The 24,577-nt window shown below is 62.3% G+C and carries 24 protein-coding genes; 12 read left to right on the top strand and 12 right to left on the bottom strand.

Annotation, left to right across the window (positions count from 1 at the left end):
• Positions 1-429, top strand: coding sequence for a DUF1515 domain-containing protein (locus CO671_RS25420; RefSeq protein ID WP_097608218.1), 429 nt, complete (start codon positions 1-3; stop codon positions 427-429).
• Positions 430-578: 149 nt separating this feature from the next.
• A complete protein-coding gene (locus tag CO671_RS25415) occupies positions 579-764 on the top strand; it encodes a hypothetical protein (protein WP_004669502.1) in 186 nt (61 codons plus the stop codon).
• Between the two features lie 313 nt (positions 765-1,077).
• Here CO671_RS25415 and CO671_RS25410 read toward each other — a convergent pair whose 3' ends face one another.
• A complete protein-coding gene (locus tag CO671_RS25410; protein ID WP_010028409.1) occupies positions 1,078-1,278 on the bottom strand; it encodes a hypothetical protein in 201 nt (66 codons plus the stop codon).
• Between the two features lie 432 nt (positions 1,279-1,710).
• Positions 1,711-3,213 (bottom strand): DegQ family serine endoprotease, encoded by a 1,503-nt coding sequence (locus CO671_RS25405; RefSeq protein ID WP_097608215.1) that lies wholly within the window; start codon positions 3,211-3,213, stop codon positions 1,711-1,713.
• Between the two features lie 500 nt (positions 3,214-3,713).
• Here CO671_RS25405 and CO671_RS25400 point away from each other — a divergent pair, with 500 nt between their 5' ends.
• On the top strand, positions 3,714-4,751 hold the full coding sequence (locus CO671_RS25400) for a LacI family DNA-binding transcriptional regulator (RefSeq protein WP_097608213.1): 1,038 nt from the start codon (positions 3,714-3,716) through the stop codon (positions 4,749-4,751).
• A 103-nt stretch (positions 4,752-4,854) separates the two neighbouring features.
• A complete protein-coding gene (locus tag CO671_RS25395; RefSeq protein WP_097608212.1) occupies positions 4,855-5,775 on the top strand; it encodes a LysR family transcriptional regulator in 921 nt (306 codons plus the stop codon).
• Between the two features lie 4 nt (positions 5,776-5,779).
• Here the strand turns inward: CO671_RS25395 and CO671_RS25390 are convergent, their stop codons facing one another.
• The 6 genes from CO671_RS25390 to CO671_RS25365 form a co-directional block, all read right to left on the bottom strand.
• On the bottom strand, positions 5,780-6,733 hold the full coding sequence (locus CO671_RS25390; RefSeq protein ID WP_097608274.1) for an NmrA/HSCARG family protein: 954 nt from the start codon (positions 6,731-6,733) through the stop codon (positions 5,780-5,782).
• A 265-nt stretch (positions 6,734-6,998) separates the two neighbouring features.
• Positions 6,999-9,293 carry a PBP1A family penicillin-binding protein gene (locus tag CO671_RS25385; protein ID WP_097608210.1) on the bottom strand — a complete coding sequence of 765 codons (2,295 nt, stop codon included), beginning with the start codon at positions 9,291-9,293 and terminating at the stop codon, positions 6,999-7,001.
• 104 nt (positions 9,294-9,397) lie between these two features.
• Positions 9,398-10,039, bottom strand: coding sequence for a peroxiredoxin-like family protein (locus tag CO671_RS25380; protein WP_097608208.1), 642 nt, complete (start codon positions 10,037-10,039; stop codon positions 9,398-9,400).
• A gap of 679 nt (positions 10,040-10,718) precedes the next feature.
• The gene (gene cysN / locus CO671_RS25375) at positions 10,719-12,215 is read right to left on the bottom strand and encodes a sulfate adenylyltransferase subunit CysN (RefSeq protein WP_097608206.1); all 1,497 of its coding nucleotides are present in this window, start codon (positions 12,213-12,215) and stop codon (positions 10,719-10,721) included.
• A 1-nt stretch (position 12,216) separates the two neighbouring features.
• Complete coding sequence (gene cysD / locus CO671_RS25370; protein ID WP_010034611.1) at positions 12,217-13,170, bottom strand: sulfate adenylyltransferase subunit CysD; 954 nt, start codon at positions 13,168-13,170, stop codon at positions 12,217-12,219.
• A 115-nt stretch (positions 13,171-13,285) separates the two neighbouring features.
• The gene (locus CO671_RS25365; protein ID WP_097608204.1) at positions 13,286-14,044 is read right to left on the bottom strand and encodes a phosphoadenylyl-sulfate reductase; all 759 of its coding nucleotides are present in this window, start codon (positions 14,042-14,044) and stop codon (positions 13,286-13,288) included.
• Positions 14,045-14,467: 423 nt separating this feature from the next.
• Here CO671_RS25365 and CO671_RS25360 point away from each other — a divergent pair, with 423 nt between their 5' ends.
• The 5 genes from CO671_RS25360 (at position 14,468) to CO671_RS25340 (ending at position 16,688) form a co-directional block, all read left to right on the top strand.
• A complete protein-coding gene (locus CO671_RS25360; RefSeq protein WP_010034604.1) occupies positions 14,468-14,914 on the top strand; it encodes an Rrf2 family transcriptional regulator in 447 nt (148 codons plus the stop codon).
• A 110-nt stretch (positions 14,915-15,024) separates the two neighbouring features.
• Positions 15,025-15,411 carry a DUF6152 family protein gene (locus CO671_RS25355; protein WP_010034601.1) on the top strand — a complete coding sequence of 129 codons (387 nt, stop codon included), beginning with the start codon at positions 15,025-15,027 and terminating at the stop codon, positions 15,409-15,411.
• 6 nt (positions 15,412-15,417) lie between these two features.
• Positions 15,418-15,891 (top strand): DUF6644 family protein, encoded by a 474-nt coding sequence (locus CO671_RS25350; RefSeq protein WP_097608202.1) that lies wholly within the window; start codon positions 15,418-15,420, stop codon positions 15,889-15,891.
• Positions 15,892-15,990: 99 nt separating this feature from the next.
• Positions 15,991-16,254, top strand: coding sequence for a type II toxin-antitoxin system HigB family toxin (locus CO671_RS25345; protein ID WP_245425034.1), 264 nt, complete (start codon positions 15,991-15,993; stop codon positions 16,252-16,254).
• Positions 16,255-16,280: 26 nt separating this feature from the next.
• A complete protein-coding gene (locus tag CO671_RS25340) occupies positions 16,281-16,688 on the top strand; it encodes a transcriptional regulator (protein WP_097608201.1) in 408 nt (135 codons plus the stop codon).
• Between the two features lie 16 nt (positions 16,689-16,704).
• Here CO671_RS25340 and CO671_RS25335 read toward each other — a convergent pair whose 3' ends face one another.
• The 4 genes from CO671_RS25335 to betI all read right to left on the bottom strand — a co-directional run bounded on the left by CO671_RS25335 (position 16,705) and on the right by betI (position 21,227).
• Positions 16,705-17,142 (bottom strand): VOC family protein, encoded by a 438-nt coding sequence (locus CO671_RS25335; RefSeq protein ID WP_097608200.1) that lies wholly within the window; start codon positions 17,140-17,142, stop codon positions 16,705-16,707.
• A 79-nt stretch (positions 17,143-17,221) separates the two neighbouring features.
• Positions 17,222-18,871, bottom strand: coding sequence for a choline dehydrogenase (gene betA / locus CO671_RS25330; RefSeq protein WP_097608198.1), 1,650 nt, complete (start codon positions 18,869-18,871; stop codon positions 17,222-17,224).
• Between the two features lie 207 nt (positions 18,872-19,078).
• Positions 19,079-20,542, bottom strand: coding sequence for a betaine-aldehyde dehydrogenase (betB, locus tag CO671_RS25320; RefSeq protein WP_097608197.1), 1,464 nt, complete (start codon positions 20,540-20,542; stop codon positions 19,079-19,081).
• A 1-nt stretch (position 20,543) separates the two neighbouring features.
• Positions 20,544-21,227: a transcriptional regulator BetI gene (betI, locus tag CO671_RS25315; RefSeq protein WP_097608196.1), complete on the bottom strand. Its 684-nt coding sequence runs from the start codon at positions 21,225-21,227 to the stop codon at positions 20,544-20,546.
• Positions 21,228-21,487: 260 nt separating this feature from the next.
• On the opposite strand from betI, the gene CO671_RS25310 reads away from it, so the two are divergent.
• The 3 genes from CO671_RS25310 to CO671_RS25300 all read left to right on the top strand — a co-directional run bounded on the left by CO671_RS25310 (position 21,488) and on the right by CO671_RS25300 (position 24,522).
• Positions 21,488-22,036: an HdeD family acid-resistance protein gene (locus tag CO671_RS25310; protein ID WP_097608194.1), complete on the top strand. Its 549-nt coding sequence runs from the start codon at positions 21,488-21,490 to the stop codon at positions 22,034-22,036.
• A gap of 162 nt (positions 22,037-22,198) precedes the next feature.
• Complete coding sequence (locus tag CO671_RS25305; protein ID WP_010032767.1) at positions 22,199-22,441, top strand: ribbon-helix-helix protein, CopG family; 243 nt, start codon at positions 22,199-22,201, stop codon at positions 22,439-22,441.
• A 263-nt stretch (positions 22,442-22,704) separates the two neighbouring features.
• Entirely contained in the window at positions 22,705-24,522 is a 1,818-nt protein-coding gene (locus CO671_RS25300; RefSeq protein ID WP_170961455.1) for an EAL domain-containing protein, read from the top strand.
• The last annotated feature ends 55 nt before the right edge of the window (positions 24,523-24,577 follow it).

The raw sequence follows: 24,577 nt of genomic DNA, 5'->3' as shown, positions 1-24,577 counted from the left end.
ATGACATCGAACGACGATATCCTGCGCGCTCTCGGGCGCGTGGAAGGAAGGCTGACCGGGATCGAGGAAAACGTCGCGCTGCTGCGCCAGGAGATGAGCGACGAAAAGGCCAATGCCCATGATTTCAGCGCGGTGATCCACAAACGGCTCGACGAGCAGACAAGGCAGATCGCCCATCTCGATACCAAAGTGGCGATCAGCGGCGGCGCCGATGCGCAGGTCCGCGCCGAGTTCAGGACGCTCAAGGAAACCGTCGAGAAGAACCAGGAGACGGTCGGCCCGGCGCTCGAGGAATGGAAACGGATGAAATCGATCGGCTACGGGATTTCAGGCGTGATCGCCTTTGCCGGGCTGACGACCGGCGGCATCATCGCCTATGCCAGCGACGGGGCGGTGGCGGCGCTCAGGCATTGGTTGAAGATCAGTTGACGTGGGGGCGCCGATCGACAGCAATTCCAGGCAAACTGCGCCTGATATATTGGCGCCATCAACGACTAGATAAGATCCCTAAATTTTAGACTTCACTAACGAACCAAACCCACGCCTTGTTTGTTATCCTCTTATAGGAGGAAACAGACATGAAGAGCATGAACAATCGCCAAGTTCGCATTCCCGGGCCCCGGGAGCATGATGTTGCAGAGCATTGCCGCAAGTTTGGGATTGGGCCGGCGGAGGAGAAGAAGCTGAAGAAGCTGCTCGGGTCTCACGCGCCGTTGCATGAGATCCAGGCCAATGCGCCGCCGCGCCAGCCGAAATGGCGGTGAATGCATGCGGCCGAGCTGTCTGATTTCCGAAGGCGGAAGCAGAAAAGGCGGCCTGGATAGATTGTGCGACGAAGTTTTACTCGGGACGCGCGACTATCGGTAACGGAATATTTCCGCATCGAGAAATAAGTTAGGAAATACTCCGCCGTTCAAGTATCTCCGCCGGGAACTTCCGGCACGAGCCAGTGTTTTGATCGCAGGGCCGCGTGGCAGGTTTTCGTCTCCTGTGTACCCCTGCTACCCCTGCAGGCGCTGCGCGGCCCACTGATACCGGCATTTCCGGCTGACGGTGGCGTGCGGTCGCCCGCGCCGTTTAATGCCGCAGCTCGCGCGACAGCATCAGAATGTAATCATCGGCAATATCGGCGACCACCATGGCCGCTTCCGCCGGCGGAAAGCCCCAGCCGACGGCCTCGGCGACAATCTTCATCACATGCGGTTCAAGCGCCTCGCGGCAGTCGGACAGAGTTTTGACATGCGGGCATTTGGCACGAAATTCCACGACATTGCTCATGGCATACCCTCCGTTTGAAATGTTACGCCCTTGATGCATGAAGCCGATCTTTCCTGGGAAAGAGGGGCTGCGGGTCCGGTGAGCCATCCCGGACAATTAGTAATCGTGAAAATACGATGGCATAGGGCGGCACGCATTCAAGCTGATGCTGATATTAAGGTAAGCCGGTAGGGTTAATTCGTCCGGCGGCAGCTGGCCAGTTTCCGCCCGCCTGTCAGGTAATGGCGCAACCTCTTGTTTCCCTGTCGCTTTCCGGCACGAAAAACCGCCGGTCTCGCCGGATATTCGCCGGAAGTCTCGGAATTTACCATGCGCAGCGGCAGGAATGGCCCGCAGGCCGCAGCCTTGTGCCGGAGCGGGACGGAGACAAGGAAAAGCCCGTCTTCACGGGCTTCCCATCTCCAATTTCGGATGTCGCAACGCGCAGCCGTCTCAGGCCGCGGCAAATGGCACGGCGACGAAGGTCTTGTTGCCGTCGCGCTCGACGAGCAGCAGCACCGATTTGCGGCCGGCCTTGCCGGCTTCGGCGATCGCGGCCTTGACATCGCGGGCATTGTGCACCGGCCGGTCGTTGACCGCGACGATGACGTCGCCCGACTGGATGCCGGCGGCGGCCGCCGACTTGTCCGGCTTGACGTTGGCGACCACGGCGCCGCTGACCGAGCGCGGCAGGTCGAGCTGCTGGCGCACATCGGGCGTCAGATCGGCAAGGCCGATGCCGAGGCTTGGCTGGCTGGAGGCCTCGCCCTGCGCTTCCGGGCTTGTCGCCGCGGCCTGCTTCTGGCCGTCGGCATTGGCGCCGACGGTGACGTTGAGATCGATCGTCTTGCCGTCGCGCCAGACAGCGAGCGATTCCCGCGTGCCCGGCGAAAGATCGGCGACGAGCCGCGACAGGTCCTTCGGCGTCTTGACGGCCTCGCCGCCGACCGAGGTGACGATATCGCCGGGTTTCAGGCCGGCCTCTGCGGCCGGGGTATCGGCGGAAACGGCGGCGACCAGCGCGCCGCCGGTCTTGTCGAGGCCGACGGCATCGGCGACGTCCTTGGTGACCGGCTGGATCTGCACGCCGAGATAGCCGTGATCGATCGAGCCGTTCTTCTCAAGCTTGGCGACGATCGCCGTGGCCTCATCGGAGGGAATGGCGAAACCGACGCCGACGCTGCCGCCGTTCGGCGAATAGATGGCGGTGTTGATGCCGACCACCTTGCCCTCGCGGTCGACGAGCGGGCCGCCTGAGTTGCCGTGGTTGATCGGTGCGTCGATCTGGATGAAATCGTCATAGGGTCCGCTGTGCAGGTCGCGGCCGCGCGCCGAGACGATGCCGGCCGTCACCGTGGTGCCGATGCCGAAGGGATTGCCGATCGCCAGGATCTGGTCGCCGAGCTTCAGCCGGTCGGAATCACCCCAGGCGATGGTCTGCAGCGGCTTGCCGGCGGCGATCTTCAGGACGGCGACATCGGATTTCGGGTCGGTTCCGATCAGCTTGGCCGGCAGTTCGCTGCCGTCGTCGAGCGTCACCTTGATATCGAGGGCATTGTCGATGACATGGTTGTTGGTGACGATGACGCCGTCGGGGCTGATGATGAAGCCGGAGCCGAGCGCCATCGCATGCTGCGAGGGCTGATTGCGCGGCGCCTGCCGGGGCAGGGGGATGCCCTGATCCTCGAAGAACTGGCGGAACTGCTCGTCCATTGGCGATTGCTGATCGGCGCTGACATCGGTCGTCCTCATCGTCGTGGTGATGGTGACGACGGCCGGCTTGTCGGCCTCGACGATCGCGGCGAACGAGCCGCCTGCGGCGAGAATGCCGCCGGTATCCGAAGGCGCGGCAAAAGCCTTGGACGTGTTGATCGCAAAAGGCAGGCAGGCCGCGCCGGCGATGATGGCGGCTCCGACGAGCGCGGCGGTGCGGTGTTGGCGGAGGATAGGTGACATGGCGGTAATCCCGTGGGCGATCGCCCCTTGGAAGAATATTGGCTTTTGATGGCGTCGTGGTTCCATGTCATGGGACCTGGCGTCGGATGGCGTATGGCGCCAATTCCTCTTGGGGGCACGCGCAGTCGTCGGGCGGCGGCGGCCGGGCGAATGAAAGAATTCGCGCTCGCCTATGATATGATCCCGTCGAACCGATTTACAAATTAAATATCGATCATGTTTATATTGCCGATTTGTAAGGTTTGACTTGGGTTTAACCTTCGTTTCCGGCCGCGGCTCAAGGCGGCTGCGGCGCATCGGCAAATGCCGGCTGGTTCTCTCCGGCATCGTCGCTTCCGCTCGGATTTCCATCGAAAACAATAGGCCTATTGGCAGCTGACGATTCCGCCGCCTGCGCGGAATATGGCGTCATCATACGATGTTAGTAGACTCTAAATTATTTCTTCTGCAGAAAGTAAGGGCGGAGAATCGCCGAGTCCCGCAGCGGCAGACGGGGAGCGATGAGCAAGTCGGTGGAGCGGGGGAGGAAGCCCAGGCGCGGTGCGCCTGTGAAGCTCAGCGATGTGGCGAAGAAGGTGGGCGTCAGCCCGATCACGATCTCGCGCGCGCTGCGCAATCCCGAAATCGTCTCCGAGGATCTGCGCGAGGAGATCCTGCGCGTGGTCGAGGAGATGGGCTATATTCCCAATCTCGCCGCCCGGGCGCTGGCCGGCCGCCACAACGGCATCGTCGCCGTCATCACGCCCGCCTTGCACCAATACGGCTTTACCGGCTTGATGGTCGGTATCGAGGATCGTTTCCGCGACACCGATCTCACCGTGCAATATTCCAATACGCTGCATCATGCCGAGGGCGAGGCCGGCCTGTTGAAATCCTTCCTGACGCAGAAGCCGGCCGGCGTCATCATCGCCGGCGCCGAATCCTACCGCGATCTTCTGCCGCTGATCGAAAACGCTAACTGTCCCATCGCCCATATCACCGATCTCAGCCAGGAGCCGCAGAAGCTGGTCGTCGGCCTCGATCATTATACGGCGGGCGCCGAACCCACCCGTTTCCTGTTATCGAGGGGCTACAAGAGGATCTCCTTCTTCGGCCGCGGCGCCGATGTCCGCTCGCGCCGGCGCATCCAAGGTTATGAGGATGTGATGCGGGAAGCCGGGTTGTACCAGGAAGATCTCGTCATCGGCGGCGATGCGCCAAGCCGGATCGGCCTCGGCAGGGAGCTGTTTGCCCGCGTGCTCGAGCGCGTGCCCGATGTCGATGCCGTCTTTGCCCAGAGCGACGAACTGGCGCTCGGCGTCCTCATCGAATGCAAGGCGCGGGGCATCCGCGTGCCGGAGGATGTCGGCATCTGCGGCTTCAACGATCTGGAATTCTCCGCCTTCATCGAGCCGTCGCTGACGACGGTGTACATCCCGCGCCAGGACATCGGCTACCGCGTCGCCGACATGCTGCTGCGCGCCATTCGCGACGAGCCGCTTGACGAAGAGAAGGTCGATTGCGGCTTTTCGATCATCGCGCGCGGCTCGACGCGCTAAACTCCTAAGACACCGCGTCAACAGACGTGGAGCCGCGCCTTGCTGCTAGGCACAGTCAGGATTATTCCGTATATGGACGTAATGACGATCACTGTGCTGAAAAATGGATAAGGCGGGACTGTTTTTCGACAGGATGCGCACCTTTGTTCGCGTCGCCGAGCGCGGCAACCTGTCGATGGTCGCAAAGGAGCTGGGCGTCGGCCAATCCACCGTGACGCGGCATCTCAAAGAGCTTGAGGAGGCCGTCGGCGTGCCGCTTCTCAGCCGCACCACGCGTCGCGTCACGCTGACGGAAGAGGGCAGCCGCTATTATGCCAACTGCCTTCAGATATTGCGCCTGGTCGAACAGGCTGCCGAAGAAGCCAGAGATGCACGTCAGGCGCCGGCCGGCGCGGTTCGCCTTTCCTGTACGGCAGCACTCGGCGTCATGCATGTCACGCGAATGATCTTTGCCTTCCAGGACAGGCATCCCGATATCCGCATCGACCTCAACCTGACGGACGAGCGGATCGACCTGGTTCGCGAAGGCGTTGACGTCGCGCTTCGTCTCGGACCGCTCGCCGACAGCTCAATGAAACTTCATGCGGTCGGAGAGAGCCAGCGGCTGTTGGTCGGCGCTCCGGCTTATTTGTCCGCCCGGGGACGGCCGGAGCGTCCGGCCGATCTGTCACGCTACGAAACCGTCGTGATGTCCAACGTCGCAGGCAGCAATCAGCTCCTTCTTTCCGCTCCCGACGGCACCCGGCTGATCATTCCGGTCGGCGGCCGGCTGCGCGTCGACCACGGGCTTGCGGCGCGCGAAGCCCTTGCCGCCGGACGCGGCATTGGCCCTACCCATCTTTGGTTGGTGCACGATCTTCTGGACGATGGCCGGCTCGAGGTGGTGCTCGAAGACTATCGGCCTTTGCCGGTTCCGGTGAGCTTGCTGATTGTTCCCGAGCGTGCAGCCATTGCCCGCGTTCGCCTCCTCGTCGACTTTCTTGCCGCAGAGATCGCCAAGCTGCCGGGCATCCGGCCAACGTAAGGCTTCAACCGCCGAAAGACCGCTTGTCGCCGCGCCACCCCGACGTCCGCAGAAATTGCTCCCAGCTGAGCGTCTCGGGGTTCAGGCGACGGCTCCATTCGAGATCGTGTTCCTTGCCGAAATAGCCGTACTCGACAGCGTATTCGACCATCCCGAGAATCTCTCGAACGAGAAATTCGTTGGCGGCGAACTCCGGAAAATAGGTCAGCAGCCCCTCTCTGGTGAAAGCATTTCGATACTCGGCCTTACGGCCGGTCACGCGTTGAAAGGTTTCGACCATCTGCCGCGGAGAAATGATATCGCCGACGACCGGCAGCGTTTTGCCGTTATAGCGCTCGGGGTTTGAGAAGATCTCGAGGACAACAGGCCCCGTCGCGGTCAGCGGATCGACGAAAGGCGCTGCGAAATCCTCGGGGAGATAAATCGGCAGGAGCAGGGTGTCGCCTTCCATGCGCGGCGCATAATATTCGAGAAGGTTGGTGTAGAAGAATGCCAGCATGATGAAGGAATGCGAGACCGGCAGGCCGCGAATGTGATCTGCCACGCGGGCTTTGTCGGTGAAGTGCGGCGCATATTTCGTCCCGCCGGTGATCTCCTCGACATTCTCGAGCGTGCTGAACACAATGTGCCCGACGCCGGCCTCCACGGCCGCATCCGCCAACTGCCGGCCGAGAGGCGCCTCGATTGCCTCCGGCGGGGCGATCGGCGGCGTCATCACAAACGCGCCATCCGCGCCCTTGAAGGCCGCAACGAGATCCTTCTGATGGCCGAGTTCGAGCGGCACGGTGACGATCTCAGCGCCGAGTTTTTTCAGACGCAAAGCTTCCGGCGAATCCTGTCTGCGCGTGAAAGCACGGACGCGGAAGCGCTGGCTTTCAAGAAGTGTCGCAACGACGCTGCGTCCCTGTTTGCTCGTTGCACCGGTAACCGCGATCAGCGGCTTGGTGTCTGTAGACATGGCTTTCATCCTTTCCTGTCGCTCGCCGCCGAGGAAATCGGCCGGCGTCTCTGCAAGGAAGGGCGGGTGGTCCATGCCGAACGCCCTGCCTCGACGCTGGGGACACTATCGAAACAGGAACTATGGTTACAGACGGCTGAAATGCATAAGATAATGCCATTTTATGGATAAATGGCGGCGTGGCCAGGCGGCAGTTCGTTGCGGCTGGTCGGAATGACCGTGTGTGAGGCAAGGATGGCCGGTGCTCTATCTCTGCCGAGCCACATCACTTTTCGCAAAGCCGTCGGCTGCCGGAATAGGGCTGATAGGTACAATCGGATGGGCGGAAGGAGCGGTAACTGCGCGAACAGGCGGTGATGTTGCAGGACTGCGGGGCGCCTTGACTGTCGACCACTGCTTCGCTCGATCGCACGCCGTTCAGCGTCGGTTCGCTCGCCGCCTCGCGCATGAAGTCCCGCCAGATATGCGCCGGCAGGCTGCCGCCCGTCACCCCCTTCATCGGCGCGTCATCATCATTGCCAACCCAGACACCGACGACGAGCGTGTCCGTGAAGCCGACGAACCAGGCATCACGATTGTCCTGGCTCGTGCCGGTCTTACCGGCCGCAAAGGTGCCGGGATCTGCGCCACGTCCAGTGCCGTGCTCGACCACCAACTGCAGGAGGCCGAGAAGATCGGACTGGTAGGGCGAAAGATCGACATTCGGCTTTGATTGCTGGCCAACGCGAAACGTCGTGGGCTGCCCGGCCGCCTGGAAGTCGATGATGCCCCAGGGCTTGACAGGGGCCTTGCCGAGTTGGACGGACGCATAGGCGCTGGTGAGGTTAAGCAGATTTACTTCGGATGTGCCAAGTGCCAAAGACGGCGTGTTGGCCAAGGGCGCATCGATGCCGAGTTCGCGCGCTGCGGCAATCACATTGTCCAGACCGACCTCTTCGGCAAGCGCCACCGACGCGGCATTGAGCGATCGCGCGAAGGCTTCGGCAAGCGTTACCCAGCCGCGAAAGTCGCCGCCGGAATTGTCCGGCGACCAGCCGTTGATGTCGATTGGCGCGTCCAGAACCCGGTCGGACAGAGTGAGCCCGGCCTTCAATGCTGCGTAATAGACGAACAGCTTGAAAGTGGAACCCGGCTGGCGCATCGCCGTGACGGCACGGTTGAACTGGCTCGCCTTGTAGTCGCGCCCGCCAACCATCGCGACGACCGCGCCGTCCGGCGTCATCGCAACCAAGGCGGCCTGCGATGCGCCGACCGTCTTTCCCTCACTGTCCAGGGCTCTTTTCACGACCCGTTCGGCGATCTGCTGCAACTGCGGCACCAGCGTGGTGCGCACCGAAGTCGAACCTGGCGAGGCGCCGGCGATTTCGCTTGCCTGCGGCGAAATCCAGTCGGCAAACCAGCTTCCGGAGCGCGGCGTGGGCGTCGTTGGGTGCAGCCTGGTAAAGCTCGTCTTGGCCTCGGCCGCCTGCGGCGCGGTGATCTTGCCATTGGCCGCCATGGCGTCGAGAACGACCATGGTGCGCTGCCGGGCGCCTTCGAAATTGTCGATGGGATTCCATTGGCTCGGCGCCCGCAGCAATCCCGCCAGCATCGCCGACTCCGGCAGGTTGAGGGCGCCGATGTCCTTGTTGAAATAGATGCGCGCGGCGGCAGGCATGCCGGTGGCGCCGGCGCCAAGATAGACGCTGTTGAGATAGCGCGTCAGGATTTCCGCCTTGCCGAGCTTCCACTCCAGCCAGAAAGCGATGACGACTTCCTGGATCTTTCGTTTTATGGTTCGGTCGCTGTCGAGGTATTGCAGCTTGATGAGCTGCTGGGTGATCGTGCTGCCGCCTTCCACCACCGAGCCAGCCTCGAGGTTGCGCAGAAGCGCCCTCCCGATGCCCCTGGGGTCGACGCCGAAATGATCCATGAACCGGCGATCCTCGATCGAAAGGACGGCATCGATCAGATAGGGCGGAAACTGGTCGTATCGGGCATACGGCCCTTGATAAGGCCCCTGTCTGACCAGCGGCGCACCGTCGGCGGTTTCCAGCACGACGACCGGCTTTAACGTGCCATCCCGGATTTCGCTCCAGGGCACGTCTTTCAATGCCCACACCAGCACGCTTCCGACGAGGAGGCAGACAAGAAGGATCGACCCGAGAGCGAATTTCCGCCAGCCCGCAATAAGCGATGCGCTCCGTCGACCTTCACGCGGCTTTGAACGCCAATCGCGAATACCGCGCCCGGCTTTGACCAAGGCTGTCGTCATCCATTTGTGGGGCGCCGACGCTATTCCAGGCCGCGTCGACCTCCGGAGCTTCGCCCTCCAAGACAATGCGGCCGTCTTGATCTTTGCCAAGGCAGAACTTGCCTGCACATCCTGGCGTATCGCACGCAACAGAGTTCTGGCGGCCTGCCTGGTTTGGTCGAAGGATCCATGGGACGGCTTCGCGTCGTCGCCTTGGGTGGTCGGCGAATCCGGGGCGGCCGGCGGCGCTGCCGAATCCAGGTTCTGATCGCGACCCGAGCTCGAACTGCTAACGCTTTCACCTGAGGATTCGGGAGAATTGGGCATCGGTTACCGCTAAAAAGGCCACGCAGCACGAGCTTTATAGCCGGGTGCTGCCGCGTGTTCTACCGCAAAAGGCCTCGACGGACTGCTCCTATGACATTGACGGCTCAAAGGGCGACTCGGGAAGCGACCGAGATCAATTCCTGGGAATTCGGTGCCTTGTATGTCTGAAGCCCAGCCTCCAGAACTTCAGTGAAGCTCCAGCGCACGATGCCCTCCCGGTCGATGAGGAACTGACCGACAAGCTGCCCGTGGTCGGCCGTCATCATCTGCTGATCGGCTTCCGTAATTTGATATCCTTCCTTCTTGTTAATAAATTCGTCCATTGCCATCGGGTTCATGGGCTCGGGCAACTCGCCCGGAAGATCGATCCGTATCGCCATGACCGTATCGATCCCGACCTCGCGCAAGCCGAAGGCTTGGTGCGAAGCCCGTACCGGGTCGGAAGCAGCGAGAAGATCGGGTATCGGATAGTACCGGAAATAAAGCCGCGCGCGTTCGACCGGCGTGTTTACAACAGCCAGGGATTGGACGCCTTTCTCACGCAGCATCGGGTTGAGATATGCCATGGCCGCGACATGGCGCCGGCAGAACGGGCAATGCAGGCCTCGAAACAAACCGATCAACAATGGGCTGCGGCCACGAAAATCATCAAGGGCGATCTTCCCCTCACGCGAGATCGCATCAAGCACAACGTTCGGAACCCGGTCGCCCGGTTGCAGCGGATGGTCGACAGAGAGCGTGGACATGGAGAACCTCCTCGCTCGGGGATCAGTCGAGAAAAGGCGCCACGTGCTTCGAGGTCGAGATTGAGCGTTGCAAGGCCTGACCTCTCGTCTTACCGCATCGCCAGGATCCGATCTAAGAATGGTCCCACATTGGCCCGCGGGCAAGCGTAAACAGCCAATCGTGGACCGAAAAAGCCCGTTTTCTGAAAACTCTGATTTTGTCGGCCGTAGAGGCCGTCACAGCAAAATGAGCTGAGTGAGCAGCCACACGGCACCTCGATCAGCCCTCATCCTGAGGTGCGCAGGCCAAAGCCGAAGCCTCGAAGGACGGGGGCGGGTGATGAGCAGCACTACGGGCGCATCTATTGTGAGGAGATGCCGGTGGCCGACCTCGTCCTTCGAGGCCCCTGCGGGGCACCTCAGGATGAGGTCGGAGAGAGGGCGTAGCCAGACTTATCGGAGGGTGGAGCGGACATCTGTCGAGCAGCCCACAGCGATCAGCCACCAACCACACGGCATCACGATCAGCCCTAATCCTGAGGTGCGCAGGCCAAAAGGCCGAAGCCTCGAAGGACGGGGGCGGGTGAGGAGCCGCACTCACTCCATCCGCTACCAGAGGAGATGCGGGTGGCCGCCCTCGTCCTTCGAGGCCCCTGCGGGGCACCTCAGGATGAGGGCGGAGGGAGCCCCTCAATCCCTATCAGATATCGCTTGCAGCACTCGACCAGAGCTCTGCCGCTTCGGCCGCCGTCATGCGGCGCACCTCGGCCTCGTGGCTGCGGCTGGCGAAGAGTTCGCTGGCCATGATCTGCTCGGCAAGATCGGCCGGCAGCGAGAGGATGACGCGGCCTTCGCCATTGTGCAGGCCGCCGAGTTCGCTGCGCTTGCCCGTCACCATGCCGCCGGCGACCGTGTTGTTGGTCTCCGGGTCGATCAGGATAAAGGAGCCGGACTGGCGGTTCTGCTCGTAGGGATCGAAGATCGCCGACTCGTCGAACACCAGCCGGACTTTGCCGATGGCGTTCATGTAGAGCCGCTGGGCGGCAGTCCAGCTGCCGGTCTTCAATTCCAGCTGGCTGAGCGGCTGCACCTGGACGCGCTGGCGGCGCGAGCCGCTCTTCAGCCAGTAGCGTTTGCCGGGTTCGATGCCCTCGGGCTGGAGGGCGACGATCTGCGCGTCGAAGGCGAGGCCGACCTGCGGCTGGGCGTCGATCGAGACGATCATGTCGCCGCGCGCCACGTCGACCTGGCGGTCGAGCACCAGCGTGATCGCATCGCCGGCAACGGCAGCGTTGCGCACCAAATCGAAGGTGACGATCTTGGAGACATTGGCGACCATGCCGGACGGCAGGATCATGACGCTGTCGCCGGGTTTGACAGAACCGCCGGCAACCGTGCCCTGATAGCCGCGGAAGCTTTCGCCCGGGCGCGACACGCGCTGCACCGAGAGGCGGAAGCCGACCGTCTGCGACGAGCGAACGGTCGCAAGCTCCAGCGTCTCCACCAGCGTCGGGCCGCTGTACCAGGGCATGGCGGCCTGGCCGGAATAAACGACGTTTTCGCCCTTCAGCGCCGACATCGGAATGGCGGTAATCTGCTTGACGCCGAGCGACAGCGCAAACTCCCGGAATTCATGGCTGATCTTGTCGAAGCCGGCGCGGTCATAGCCGGTCAGGTCGATCTTGTTGACGGCGAGCACGAACTGCTTGATGCCGAGCAGCGAAGCGATCGTCGCATGACGGCGCGTTTGCTCGAGAATGCCGAAGCGCGCGTCGACGAGCAGGATGGCGAGATCGGCGGTCGAAGCACCGGTCGCCATGTTGCGGGTATATTGCTCGTGACCGGGCGTGTCGGCGACGATGAAGGAGCGCTTGTCGGTCGAGAAATATCGATAGGCGACATCGATGGTGATGCCCTGTTCGCGCTCGGCCTGCAGGCCATCGAGCAGCAGGGCGAAGTCGGGCAGGCCGAGATCGTTCTGCTTGCCGGTGGAATCGCGCTGCAGCGTGGCTGCCTGGTCTTCCTTGACCGCCTTGGTGTCCCAGAGCAGGCGGCCGATCAGCGTCGACTTGCCGTCATCGACGCTGCCGCAGGTGATGAGCCGCAGCGGGCGCGAGTCGCGCTGGGCCTTCTGCGGCTCGGCCGCGGGCAGGCTGACGGCGGTGGCGGCCGAGACGGCGGTGTTGGCTGCGGTCATCTCAGAAATATCCTTCACGCTTCTTCTTTTCCATGGAGCCGGACTGGTCGCGGTCGATGGCGCGGCCCTGGCGTTCGGACACCGTTGCGATTTCGAGTTCGGCAATCACCTCTTCCAGCGTGGTCGCCTGTGAGCGGATGGCGCCGGTCAGCGGGAAGTCGCCGAGGGTGCGGAAGCGGATCATGCCTTCCTGGCGGACTTCGCCGGGCAGCAGTTCCAGGCGCGGATCCTCGGCCAGGATCATCATGCCGTCGCGCTCCACGAAAGGCCGCTTCCTGGCGTAATAGAGCGGAACCAGCGGAATGTCCTCGGCCTGGATGTAGCGCCAGATATCGACCTCGGTCCAGTTCGACAGCGGGAAGGCGCGCACGCTTTCGCCCTTGCGGATCATGCCGTTGTAGACGTTCCAGAGTTCCGGCCGCTGGTTGCGCGGATCCCAGCGGTGATCGGGCGTGCGGAAGGAATAGATGCGCTCCTTGGCGCGGCTTGCCTCCTCGTCGCGCCGCGCGCCGCCGAAAGCGGCGTCGAACTGGCCGGCATCGAGCGCCTGGCGCAGGCCCTCGGTCTTCATGATGTCGGTGAAGGCGGCCGAACCATGGGTGAAGGGCGTGATATTTTCGGCCGCACCGCGCGGATTGATATGCTCGATCAGGTCGAGGTCATACTTCTTCGCGGTCTCGTCGCGGAAGGCGATCATCTCGCGGAACTTCCAGCCGGTGTTCACATGCAGGAGCGGGAAGGGCACTCGGCCGGGATAGAAGGCCTTGCGCGCCAGATGCAGCAGCACCGAGGAATCCTTGCCGATCGAATAGAGCATGACAGGACGCTCGAATTCGGCCGCGACCTCGCGGAAGATATGGATGGATTCGTTTTCCAGCGCCTTCAGATGCGGGTCGAGCGGCGCCTTGGCGCTCTGCGGGTTGCTGAGTTCCGTATCCGGACGGCTATCGGGCATGTCTTACTCCAGGCTATCGGTCGTTTGCGGCTGCCCGCAAACAAGTCCGTGATGTTGGCTTTCCCAAAGGCTGCGGCGGTCGCCGCGCCCTGATTGGGAAAGCCGTGAGGGTTGATTACTGCGCGGCGATCACCGAAGCCTCTTCGGCGACATGCAGGCCGCATTCGCGCTTTTCGTCCTGCTCCCACCACCAGCGGCCGGCGCGCTCCGGCTCGCCGGGCTTGATCGCCCGCGTGCACGGCTCGCAGCCGATCGAGGGATAGCCGCGGGCATGCAGCGGATTGACCGGCACGCCGTTGTCGGAAACGAAGGCCTTGATCGCCTCGATGTCCCAATCGGCGAGCGGATTGATCTTCACGAGGTGCCGTTCGGTGTCATATTCGGCAAAGGGCGTCTCGGCGCGGTTGGCCGATTGGCCGCGGCGCAGGCCGGTGATCCAGATCGTTGCCCCTTCGAGCGCGCGCGCAAGCGGCTTCAGCTTGCGCACGCCACAACAGGCATGCCTGGCTTCGACGCTCTCGTAGAAACCGTTGAGGCCGTATTTGGCCGCATAGGCGTCGATATCGGCCTTTTCGGGTGTGAAGCGCTGAATGTGGATGTCGTACTGGGCTTCCGTCTCTTCGATCAGCGACAGCGTCTCGGCAAACAGCCGGCCGGTCTCAAGCGTCGCGATGTCGATCGGCAGGCGGTGTGTGCCGATCTCGGCGCTGATCACCTGGTCCTCGATGCCGAGCGAGGTGGTGAACACCACGCGCCCGCCAAGGCCCGCCACCAGCGACAGACGCCCGGCAAGGTCGAGACCCGCCAGCTTGTCGTTCAGCGCCTCGGCTTCCGCAATCGGCCCTTCTTCCGCAATCGTATTGTCAACAGTCATGGGAATCCTGTCCTTTGTTGAGCAGGAGTATCGCAGTTCGCGCATGCATCGCACAGAAAAAGGGATTTCGAAAGCTGCGGCCACAGGAGCAAATATCTCTCCGAAGCTGCCGCAATGCAAAAAAACAGCCGCCCGGGGGGCCAAAGTCCCCGCCGACAGCTTGTATGTCTACAAAAATAGTAGAGTTACACGCAGCCTGTCAATTCGAAATCTGAAGTGATGCCGAAAAAGGTGCGGAAGGCGGGGTTTTGGCGTAGATTGCAAGGGCTTGGCCGAGCGTAAAAAACAAGGCCAGAAATGCTTGTCCCTCAAGGCTTTCTCTAGCGCGTTCAAATTCCGTTCATGCTGGTTGTGCCATAGAGGCGAATGTACTCGTGAAGCGGCGCGGGATTGCGCGCCGCCTGTGTGTGTCGACGGTCTGAGATGATTACGCAAAAGGCGAAATATGCGCTGCGGGCGCTGACGGTTCTGGCGGATGCCGATGCCGACGAACCGGTGATGATTTCCGATATCGCCGCGCAGCAGAAAATTCCGAAGAAGTTCCTCGAACAGATCCTGCTTGACCTGAAACATCACGGCATCGTCGTCAGCCGCCGCGGAAAGCAGGGCGGTTATCTCCTCCTGAAACCCGCTCACACCATCACCTTCGGCGAAATCCTGCGCATCATCGACGGCCCGATCGCGCCGCTGCCGTGCCTGTCGATCACCGCCTACCGCAAATGTGACGATTGCGATGGCGAACAGACCTGCGAAATCCGCCACGTCTTCGCCAAGGTCGCCGACGCCACCCGCAAGGTGCTGTTCTCCACGACCATCGCCGATGCCGTCGGCCCGCGGCACGGCGCCGAAGTCACCCGCCTGCTCGCCTGAGCATCGCGCTCGAGGAGTCTGCGCGACGTCTTCTTCAAGATTTGGTGAAATGCCTTTTCTCGCCGCTGCGATGCTCCACCTGCCTGTTCATTCGGGTAGGGAGAAGATCCATGTTTGCATTTTCGACAAAGCATCTGCTGGCCGCCGTTGGTCTGTCGGCTGCCCTTGCGACGAGCGCTGCCGCTCATCACGGCTGGTCATGGGCCGAGGCGGACCAGATCGAGCTTCGCGGCACCATCGAGAAGATTTCCATGGGCGGGCCGCATCCGACGCTCGATGTCGCGACCGCCGATGACGGCGTCTGGCGTGTCGAGCTCGGCAATCCGCGCCAGACGGAGCGCTCCGGCTTCGTCGAGGGCGTCGCCAAGCCCGGCGATCAGGTGATCGCCCTCGGCAACCGTTCGCAGGATCGCAACGAGAAGCGGATGAAGGCCGTGCGCATCACCATCGGCGACAAGCGCTACGATATCTATCCCGATCGCATCCGGACGAACTGATCCGTCGTGATCGCCGTTCTCGAATGGCTGTCGGCCACGATGCCCGCGGTTGCGCTCCGGCGCTCCGCAACCCTCTACATGTTCGTCAATGCCGGGCATATTCTGGCGATCGGCCTTCTCGTCGGCGCCATCCTGCCGCTCGATCTCAGGCTCGCCGGCTTCTTTCGCAAAGTGCCGGCGGAGATCATCGCGCCGTTTCTGTCGCGCGCGGCGGGCATCGGCCTTGCCGCGGCCGTCGCCACCGGCTTCTGTCTCTTCAGCGTGCGGGCGGTCGAATATGCCGCCAATCCCGCTTTTCTCGCCAAGCTCGCCCTGATCGGGCTCGGCCTTCTCAATCTCCTTGCCGTCCAACTCGGGCAAGGGTGGAAGACGCTCATGACAACCGGCCTGATCCGGCCCGGCCTGCGCTTCTCCGCAGCCCTGTCGGCGGCAACCTGGATCGCCGCCCTATTGGCGGGGCGATGGATCGGATTTCTCTGAGGATATCCTCGATATGAAACGTCGCTATAGCAACTTGCTATCGCGGGATGATTGGGCTAAATTTGGCATAGCAAAATGCGATGGACGCTATTCCGGTTTATGCACGTCATCACACAGAAAAAGATCTGGGAGGCGAAAGACCGATGGCCTCAAGCGGCCAATGCTCTGGATACTTGGTATCGACTGATGAAGGCGGCGGAGCCGACAGACTTCGCCGACATGAAATCATTGTTTCCGGCAACAGATAAAGTCGGACAGCATCACGTATTCGACATTGGTGGCAATAAGATCCGCCTGATCGCGGTCGTGCATTACAAATTCAAGAAGATCTATATAGCGGATTATGGATCACGCGGAATATGACAAAGGAGCATGGAAGGGTTAGGCCAATGAGCGCACTTGTAAAACTCGTAAGCGAGCACTGGACGCATGTGGCTCCTCTTCTTGCCATGCCGATCAACGAGGCTGAGTATGATCGTCTGGTGGAGCAGCTTGATGAGATTCTCGCCGAAGTGGGTGACGATGACGATCATCCTTTGGCCTTGCTTGCGTCTCGCATGGCGGACCTTGTTGAGGCCTATGACGAGCAGAACCGGCCGATGCCCCCCGCGACCGGAGCCGATGCACTTCGTTATATTATGGAGGAGCGGGGCCTCAGCCAGTCCGAGGTGCCGGAAGTCGGCGCTCAGTCTGTCGTTTCCGAGATCCTCAGCGGGAAACGGCAAATCAATCTCAGGCAGGCGCGCGCGCTGAGCGAGCGATTTCTCCTGCCTGCATCAGTCTTTCTCTCGCTCTGACAGACGCTCACAGCGCTCAGCCGAGTTCCTGGGCAAGTCCGATGAGAAGCCCTTCAGGGCCACGGATGTAGCAGAGCCGATACGCGTCCTTGTACCGGACGACTTCGCCGACGAGCTGTGCGCCGCGGCTGCGGAGCCGTTCGAGCGTCTCGTCGATATCGTCGACGGTGAACATGGCGCGGAGGTAGCCGAGGGCGTTGACCGGGGCGTTGCGGTGATCCGCGACGACATCAGGCCTGAGGAAGCGGGAGAGCTCGAGCCGGTTGTGTCCATCCGGTGTGCGCATCATGGCGATCTCGACATGCTGATCGCCCAGTCCGGTCACGCGTCCGGCCCATTCGCCTTCGATCGTGGCCCGCCCTTCGAACTCGAGGCCGAGTTCGCGAAAGAAATCAATCGCGCCTCCAAGATCTTCGACGACGATTCCGACGTTGTCCATCCGCTTGAGCGCCATGTTTCCAGTCTCCCGAGTGTCGTTGCAACCTACAGGGTGTCGTCTGGTCTGACAACGGACGCTTGATCAGGCCCCGCCATCACCGATCGCTGACCGCCGCCCTTGGATTGATCCAGGGTTCCTGGTTCGAGCGCGCCAGCGGCTGCTTGCCGAGAATGTGGTCGGCGGCCTTCTCACCGGTCATGATCGACGGGCCGTTGAGGTTGCCGTAGGTGACGTGCGGGAAGATCGAGCTGTCGGCGACGCGTAAGCCATCGACGCCGATCACCCGGGTCTGCGGATCGACCACCGCCATCGGATCGTCCTTGGCGCCCATCTTGCAGGTGCCGCAGGGGTGATAGGCGCTCTCCAGATGCTCGCGCAGGAAGGCGTCGATCTCTTCGTCGCTTTGCACACCTTCTCCTGGCTGGATCTCTGCCCCGCGATAGTCGTCGAAGGCCGCTTGCCCGAAGAGCTCGCGGGTCAGCCGCACGCAGTGGCGGAATTTCTCCCAGTCCTCGGCGTGGCTCATATAATTGAAGCGCAGCACCGGATCGGCCTTGGGATCGGGCGAGCGCAGCGTCACGCTGCCGCGCGATTTCGACAGGTTGTAGCCGACATGCACCTGGAAGCCATGGCTTTTGGCGGCCGCCTTGCCGTCATAGCTGATCGCCACCGGCAGGAAATGGTATTGGATATCGGGCTGTTTCAACCCCGGTGCCGAGCGCAGGAAGGCGCAGGCCTCGAACTGGTTGGAGGCGCCGAGCCCACCCTTCGACAGCAGCCATTGCGCGCCCGCAACGCCTTGCCAGAACCACGGCAGCCAGGAGTAGAGCGACACCGGCTTGGTGCTCACCTGCTGGAAGTAGAATTCCATATGGTCCTGCAGATTGGCGCCGACGCCCGGCCGGTCGGCCTTCACCGCGATGCCCATCTCTTTCAGATGCTCAGCCGGGCCAATGCCCGACAGCATCAGCAGCTTCGGCGAATTGAAGGAGGAGGCCGAGACGATCACCTCGCGGTTGGCCTTGACGACCTCGATCCTGCCGCCGCGTTCGATTTCGACGCCGGTCGCCCGGCCGTCCTCGATGACGATCCGGCGCGCCACACCGTAGACGATCCCGACATTGTCCCGCTTCAGCGCCGGTTTCAGATAGGCATTGGCGGCAGACCAGCGGCGGCCGGCAAAGATGGTCTGCTCCATCAGCCCGAAGCCTTCCTGCTTGCTGCCGTTATAATCCTCGGTCGTCTCGAAGCCCGCCTGTTTGCCGGCCTCGATGAAGGCGCGGAACAGCGGATTGGTGAAGCCGCCGCGCTGGACATGCAGCGGCCCGTCGGTGCCGCGCCAACCCTCCTCGCCGCCATGCGAATGCTCCATCCGCTTGAAATAGGGGAGGACGTCGGCATAGGCCCAGCCGCTGGCGCCGAGTTCCTCCCAGCGGTTGAAGTCTTCCGCATGGCCGCGCACATAGACCATGCCGTTGATCGAGGAGGAGCCGCCGATCACCTTGCCGCGCGGCGCGGTGATGCGCCGGTTGTTGAGGTTGGGTTCCGGCTCGGAAAGATAGCCCCAATTATAGCGCTTCATGCTCATCGGCCAGGCAAGCGCCGCCGGCATCTGGATGAACGGCCCGAAATCGCTGCCGCCCGCCTCGATGACGAGGACGGAATTCTTGCCGTCTTCCGACAGGCGATAGGCGAGGGCGGACCCCGCCGAGCCCGAGCCGATGATGACGAAATCTGCTTGCATGGTCCTGTCTTTCTCGATTTGCCCTTCGGCCGGCTGTTTGTTCGCCGCGCCTGCCCCTCATCCGGCTGCCGCCACCTTCTCCCCGCGCGCGGGGAGAAGGGATCATGCCGCAGCCTTTCCGTCCCCCGTGGGCCTTTCGTCTGGCACGTCCCCTCTCCCCGTCAGAACGGGGAGAGGGTTAGGGTGAGGGGCAGGCACGGCTGTTGCTCAATAAGGCGCCACCACCGGCCCCATGCCGACGTAAACCGTCTTCAGCTCGGAATAATGCTCCAGCGCCGCCAGCGAATTCTCACGGCCGAAGCCGGATTGTTTCGAGCCGCCGAAGGGGATCTCGACAGGGCAGAGATTGTAGGTGTTGATCCAGAGCGTGCCGGCCTCCAGCCGGTCGACGACGCGGTGGGCGCGGGTGAGGTCGGCGGTGAAGACGCCGCCGGAGAGGCCGAATTCGCTGGCATTGGCGCGGCTGATCACCTCGTCCTCATCGTCGAAATCGAGCACGGACATCACAGGCCCGAAGATCTCTTCCCGGGCGATGGTCATCTCGTCGGTGACGTCGGCAAAGACCGTCGGCTGCACGTAATAGCCTTCGCCGGAGACATTGTTGGGAATGCCGCCGCCGGCAATCAGGGTGGCGCCCTCGGCCTTGCCCTTCTCGATATAGGCGATCACCTTCTCGCGCTGCGCCCAGGAAACCATCGGGCCGATCTGCGTCGCCTCGTCCATCGGGTCGCCGATCAGCATCGCCTCGGTGCGCGCCTTCAGCCGCTTCAGGAACTCGGCCTTAACAGCCTTCTGCACGAAGACCCGCGTGCCGTTCGAGCAGACCTGGCCGGTCGAATAGAAATTGCCGAGCATGGCCCCGCCGACCGCCGAATCGAGATCGGCGTCGTCGAAGACGATCAGCGGCGACTTGCCGCCGAGCTCCATCGTCACATGCTTGAGGCTGCCAGCTGCTGCCGCCGCCACCCGGCGCCCTGTTGGCACCGATCCGGTCAGCGACACCTTGGCCACATCGGGATGGTTGACGAGCAGCGGCCCGGTGTCGCGGTCGCCCTGGATGACGTTGAAGAGCCCCTTCGGCAGCCCCGCCTCGTGCAGGATCTCGGCGATCTTCAGGGCGCCGAGCGGCGTGTTCTCCGACGGCTTGAACACCATGGCATTGCCTGAGATGAGCGCCGGCGCGCCCTTCCAGCAGGCGATCTGCTGCGGATAGTTCCAGGCGCCGATGCCGACGCAGACGCCGAGGGGGACACGCTTGGTATAGGCAAAATCCTGGCCGAGCGGGATATGCGAACCGTTGAGCCCGGCTGGTGCTACGCCGCCGAAGAATTCGAAGGCGTCGGCGCCCGAGGTCGGATCGGCGACGATCGTCTCCTGGATCGGCTTGCCGGTGTCGAGCGTTTCCAGTTCGGAGAGCTCGCGGTTGCGTTCGCGCATGATATCGGCGGCCCGTTTCAAGATGCGGCCGCGCGCCATCGGGCTCATCGCCGCCCATTCCGGCTGGGCGCGCTTGGCCGCGGCGATCGCCTTCTCGACGATCGCGGGCGTTGCCGCGTGCAGCCGGGCGATCACCTCGCCGGTGGCAGGATAGAGGCTCTCGATGACGGTGCCGTCGCTATCCTCAACATATTCGCCATCGATGAAGTGCGAGGCTTTCGGCTGGGCTTTCATGTCATTTGTCCCTAGGTGGTTCGATGTGGTCGTCCCTTCTCCCCCTGGGGGAGAAGGTGGCCCGCGGGGCCGGATGAGGGGCGGCAGTCTCGGCCTTTCGGCCATTCGCTCCGGCGTCGGAGGCGCTGGCCAGAAGCGCGTTCACATAATCCTCCGTCAGCGCGATCGAGGCTTCGATGCCGATCGGCGCCGATTTCAGACTTTGCCTGATATAGAGCCCGTCGATCATCGCCGCAGCGCCCTCGGCGACACGTTCTGCGGCATCGCCCGGCAGCAGCGCCTTGAGATCGGCAAGCAGGTTGGAGCGCAGCCGCCGGGCATAGATCACCAGGAAGCGGCGCGTCTCCTCCGAGCGCTGCGCCTCGGCATAGAAGGCAAGCCAGGCGGCGATCGTCTCGGGCGCGAACTGGTCGGCATGGAAGCTGACGCGGATGACGGCCGAAAGCCGCTCGCGCGGCGTCCGCGCCGCCTTCAGCGCCGCCACCGTGTCGCGGCGCAGCTGCCGCAGCAGCGAGCGGATCGTCTCGATCAGCAACTGCTCCTTGCTGCCGAAATAATGATGGGCAAGGGCTGGCGACACGCCGGCCTGGCGGGCGATGTCGGACATGGTGACGGCAAGCGAGCCGTGATCGCCGATCACCCGCAGCGCTGCGTCGACAAGCGCCTTGCGGCGCACCGGCTCCATTCCGACCTTCGGCAAAACCGCCAACTCCCCTGAAATTTCAGCGAAAGCGCGTCGCGTCAAATATGAAGCATGCGACGCGCTTCAGCCCCTTGTTTTGATGCATGCGCTGTCCCGGAACCGCTGCACACGTCCGGGCGACAGGCAGTAGAGTATTTTTGATTGACTGATCAATCAATAAAAATCTTTCGCGTCTGACGCTGGTTCGGATCTTTTCGCGAGATTTTGCTGCAACATATTCAAAATCATCCGGGAGGTGCGTTATGACAGATGTCTTTGACGGAGTGCCGAAATCCCAGCTGCAGTCGAAATGGCTCTGGTTCGTCGGCCTCGGCGTGCTGCTCTTCGTCTGCGGGCTGATTGCCCTCGGCAATCTGATGCTCGCGACCGTCGTCTCCGTCTATTACGTCGGCATGCTGATGCTGTTCGGCGGCGTCATCTATCTCGTCCACGCCTTCCAGGTGCGCGGCTGGGATCACGTGCTCTTCTGGGCGTTGAGCGGCCTGCTCTATGTGCTGGCCGGCATCTGCGCCTTCGTCAATCCGATCCTGACATCGGCGGCGCTGACGCTGTTTCTGTCGCTCGCCCTGGTCATCGCCGGCGTCTTCCGCACCTGGGTCGGCAGGCGCATGAAGCCGGCCAAGGGCTGGGGCTGGATCGTCGCCAGCGGCGTCATCACCGCCCTTGCCGGTTTCGTCATCGCGCTCGGCTGGCCGGTCAACAGCCTTTGGGTCCTCGGCCTGTTCCTGGCTGCCGATCTCATTATCCAGGGCTGGACGATGATCGCCTTCGGCCTCGGCATCCGCGGCTGAAGCCTTTTTGCTAAGCCTATTTTGACAAGGACATGACAGGGGATTAGACTTAAGGGGTATGGACCGCTCGCCAAAAGGGTGTGGTTCTGTGTACGATCGCCGCAAATGGTCATGCATCCCCCAAAGGCAGGGTTCTGCCTGAATAAAAAAGGGAGGAAGTTCATGCCGATGGTCACCGTTTCCATCTCTCCGCAACAGGCAGCGGGCATCCGTGCCGCCGTCGATAATGGCGGCTACGCCTCGAGCAGCGAGGTCGTCCGCGAGGCGCTGCGCCTCTGGGACAGCGCCCGCAAGCTCGGCGAAATCAAGGCCGATCCCCTCGATGACGAGAGCGTTGCCTCGGGCGGCAGATGCGTCGCCGACATGTTTGCCGATCATGAGGCGCAGCGCCGTCGCTCCGCCTGAACTATTGCATGTCGCCCGGAAGTGTGCAGCGGTTCCGGGACAACGACATGCATAAAAACAAGTGGCTAAAGCGCGTCGCATGAATCCAAATTCTGCGACGCGCTTTAGCCTCTGATTGCATGGGGGGAATTCGAATAAACGCGGAACGCGCAGCGATGGTTCGCGTCTTTCACAAAACTTTCACACTGGCGAAAGGGTTCATTGATCCTTCTGCCGCATGGTCCTGGCTCAAGAAGAACAAATCACAGCGGAGCTCGGCCGAGATGAAAACCGGCACATCCCTGGCTGCCCCCGTCGAGCCCGACGTCCTGCGCCGTTATGCCAGCGACCAGATCGTCACCCTTGCCAAGCTTGTGGTCGAGAATGCCTTCCAGCCGATCGTCGAGGCCGGCACCGGCACTGTGTTCGGTTATGAATCCCTGATGCGCGGCCAGGAACGCATCGGCTTCGACACGCCGGCCGACATTCTCGACGAAGCCCATCGGGCCGGCCAGCTCTTACAGCTCGAACAGATGCTGGCGAGCCGCGCGCTCGCCAAATTCGCGACGCTGTCGAATTTCTCCAGCGCCACGCTCTTCCTCAATCTCGATGTCCGGCTGATCCCGCATGGCGAGCGCCTGGTCGAAAACCTGCTGCAGCATCTGAGGACCGCGAATATCCCGCCGTCTTCGATCTGTTTCGAATTCTCCGAGCGTTTCGACAATACCAGTGTGCCGGAATTTTCCGCCCTGGTGTCGAAGCTGCGCAAGGCCGGCTTCAAGCTGGCGATCGACGATTTCGGCGTCGGTCACGGCGAAATGAAACTGCTGTGCGATTATTCCGTCGATTATCTCAAGATCGACCGCCATTTCGTTGCCGAGATCGACCGCAGCCCGCGCAAGCGCCATCTCTTGAAGAGCATCGTCAACATCGCCCATGTGCTCGGCACCCGCGTCATCGCCGAAGGCATCGAGACCGAGGCCGAATTCATCGCCTGCCGCGAATATGGCGTCGACCTCGTCCAGGGCTGGTTCATCTCGCGGCCAACGACGCACATGTCGGAACTGGCGCCATCCTTCCCGCATCTGCAGGAGCTCGGGAAAAGCAAGCGGGGCAGCCAGTCGCTCGACGAGATCCTCATCCGCAAGCAGATCGAGCTCTTGCCGGCGGTCTACGAAAACGACACCATCGACAGCGTCTTCGAGCTTTTCCGCCGCAATCCGCGCCAGGCCTTCTTTCCCGTGCTCAACGCCAACAGCGAGCCGCGCGGCATCATCCACGAACATCACCTCAAGGAATATATCTACCAGCCCTTCGGCCGCGATCTCCTGAAGAACAAGATGTATGAGCGCAGCATTTCGCATTTCGTCGAGATGGCGCCGATCGTCGGCCTCGACAGCGATGCCGAGCATCTGATGACGATCTTCGCCAATATGGAAGGCAGCAACTGCCTGATCCTGACCGACAATATGCGTTATGCCGGCGTCGTCTCCGCCGCCTCGCTGATCAAGGTCATCAACGAGAAGCAGTTGAAGACCGCCCAGGACCAGAACCCGCTGACCGGCCTGCCGGGCAATCGCGCCATCCGCGATTTCATGCGCCAGTCCGGCCGCGACGGCGATGAGGTCCGCCATTTCTGCTACTGCGACTTCGACAATTTCAAGCCGTTCAACGATGCCTACGGCTTCCATCTCGGCGACCATGCGATCTCGCTGTTTGCCGCGCTGATGCGCCGTTATTTCTTCGCCGAGCGGCATTTCCTCGGCCATGTCGGCGGCGACGATTTCTTCATCGGCGTCGTCGGCTGGACGCAGGACGAGCTGACGGAAATTCTCGACCGGCTGATCAGCGATTTCCATGACGACGTGCTCGACCTCTATTCCGAAGAGCACCGCGCCGCCGGCCGCATCCTCGGCCACGACCGCACCGGCGCCGAAGCCCTGTTCCCGCTGATGCGCTGCTCGATCGGCGTGCTCGAACTGCCGGAAGGCCTCGTCATCGACGATATCAACCGCGTCAGCGCCGAAATCGCCGTCATCAAATCGGCCGCCAAGGAGAGCGAGGAGGGCCTCGCCTTCCACGTCCTAGGCGAGGCGAATTGACGCCCTTGCCGCTTCCAACCTTTCCAAGCCGGCGGTGCTGATTTAATTCCCCTGT

The sequence above is a fragment of the Rhizobium sp. M10 genome (assembly GCF_002531955.1).
Lineage (GTDB): Bacteria > Pseudomonadota > Alphaproteobacteria > Rhizobiales > Rhizobiaceae > Rhizobium > Rhizobium etli_C.
Note: the sequence above shows the minus strand (reverse complement) of the source record. Positions and strands in the feature narration are given on the sequence as shown.

Coding starts and splice junctions, on each gene's coding strand:
- CO671_RS25420 (WP_097608218.1), top strand. CDS start 1: ATGACATCGAACGACGATATCCTGCGCGCTCTCGGGCGCGTGGAAGGA.
- CO671_RS25415 (WP_004669502.1), top strand. CDS start 579: ATGAAGAGCATGAACAATCGCCAAGTTCGCATTCCCGGGCCCCGGGAG.
- CO671_RS25410 (WP_010028409.1), bottom strand. CDS start 1,278: ATGAGCAATGTCGTGGAATTTCGTGCCAAATGCCCGCATGTCAAAACT.
- CO671_RS25405 (WP_097608215.1), bottom strand. CDS start 3,213: ATGTCACCTATCCTCCGCCAACACCGCACCGCCGCGCTCGTCGGAGCC.
- CO671_RS25400 (WP_097608213.1), top strand. CDS start 3,714: ATGAGCAAGTCGGTGGAGCGGGGGAGGAAGCCCAGGCGCGGTGCGCCT.
- CO671_RS25395 (WP_097608212.1), top strand. CDS start 4,855: ATGGATAAGGCGGGACTGTTTTTCGACAGGATGCGCACCTTTGTTCGC.
- CO671_RS25390 (WP_097608274.1), bottom strand. CDS start 6,733: ATGTCTACAGACACCAAGCCGCTGATCGCGGTTACCGGTGCAACGAGC.
- CO671_RS25385 (WP_097608210.1), bottom strand. CDS start 9,293: ATGCCCAATTCTCCCGAATCCTCAGGTGAAAGCGTTAGCAGTTCGAGC.
- CO671_RS25380 (WP_097608208.1), bottom strand. CDS start 10,039: ATGTCCACGCTCTCTGTCGACCATCCGCTGCAACCGGGCGACCGGGTT.
- cysN (WP_097608206.1), bottom strand. CDS start 12,215: ATGACCGCAGCCAACACCGCCGTCTCGGCCGCCACCGCCGTCAGCCTG.
- cysD (WP_010034611.1), bottom strand. CDS start 13,170: ATGCCCGATAGCCGTCCGGATACGGAACTCAGCAACCCGCAGAGCGCC.
- CO671_RS25365 (WP_097608204.1), bottom strand. CDS start 14,044: ATGACTGTTGACAATACGATTGCGGAAGAAGGGCCGATTGCGGAAGCC.
- CO671_RS25360 (WP_010034604.1), top strand. CDS start 14,468: ATGATTACGCAAAAGGCGAAATATGCGCTGCGGGCGCTGACGGTTCTG.
- CO671_RS25355 (WP_010034601.1), top strand. CDS start 15,025: ATGTTTGCATTTTCGACAAAGCATCTGCTGGCCGCCGTTGGTCTGTCG.
- CO671_RS25345 (WP_245425034.1), top strand. CDS start 15,991: ATGCACGTCATCACACAGAAAAAGATCTGGGAGGCGAAAGACCGATGG.
- CO671_RS25340 (WP_097608201.1), top strand. CDS start 16,281: ATGAGCGCACTTGTAAAACTCGTAAGCGAGCACTGGACGCATGTGGCT.
- CO671_RS25335 (WP_097608200.1), bottom strand. CDS start 17,142: ATGGCGCTCAAGCGGATGGACAACGTCGGAATCGTCGTCGAAGATCTT.
- betA (WP_097608198.1), bottom strand. CDS start 18,871: ATGCAAGCAGATTTCGTCATCATCGGCTCGGGCTCGGCGGGGTCCGCC.
- betB (WP_097608197.1), bottom strand. CDS start 20,542: ATGAAAGCCCAGCCGAAAGCCTCGCACTTCATCGATGGCGAATATGTT.
- betI (WP_097608196.1), bottom strand. CDS start 21,227: ATGGAGCCGGTGCGCCGCAAGGCGCTTGTCGACGCAGCGCTGCGGGTG.
- CO671_RS25310 (WP_097608194.1), top strand. CDS start 21,488: ATGACAGATGTCTTTGACGGAGTGCCGAAATCCCAGCTGCAGTCGAAA.
- CO671_RS25305 (WP_010032767.1), top strand. CDS start 22,199: ATGCCGATGGTCACCGTTTCCATCTCTCCGCAACAGGCAGCGGGCATC.
- CO671_RS25300 (WP_170961455.1), top strand. CDS start 22,705: ATGAAAACCGGCACATCCCTGGCTGCCCCCGTCGAGCCCGACGTCCTG.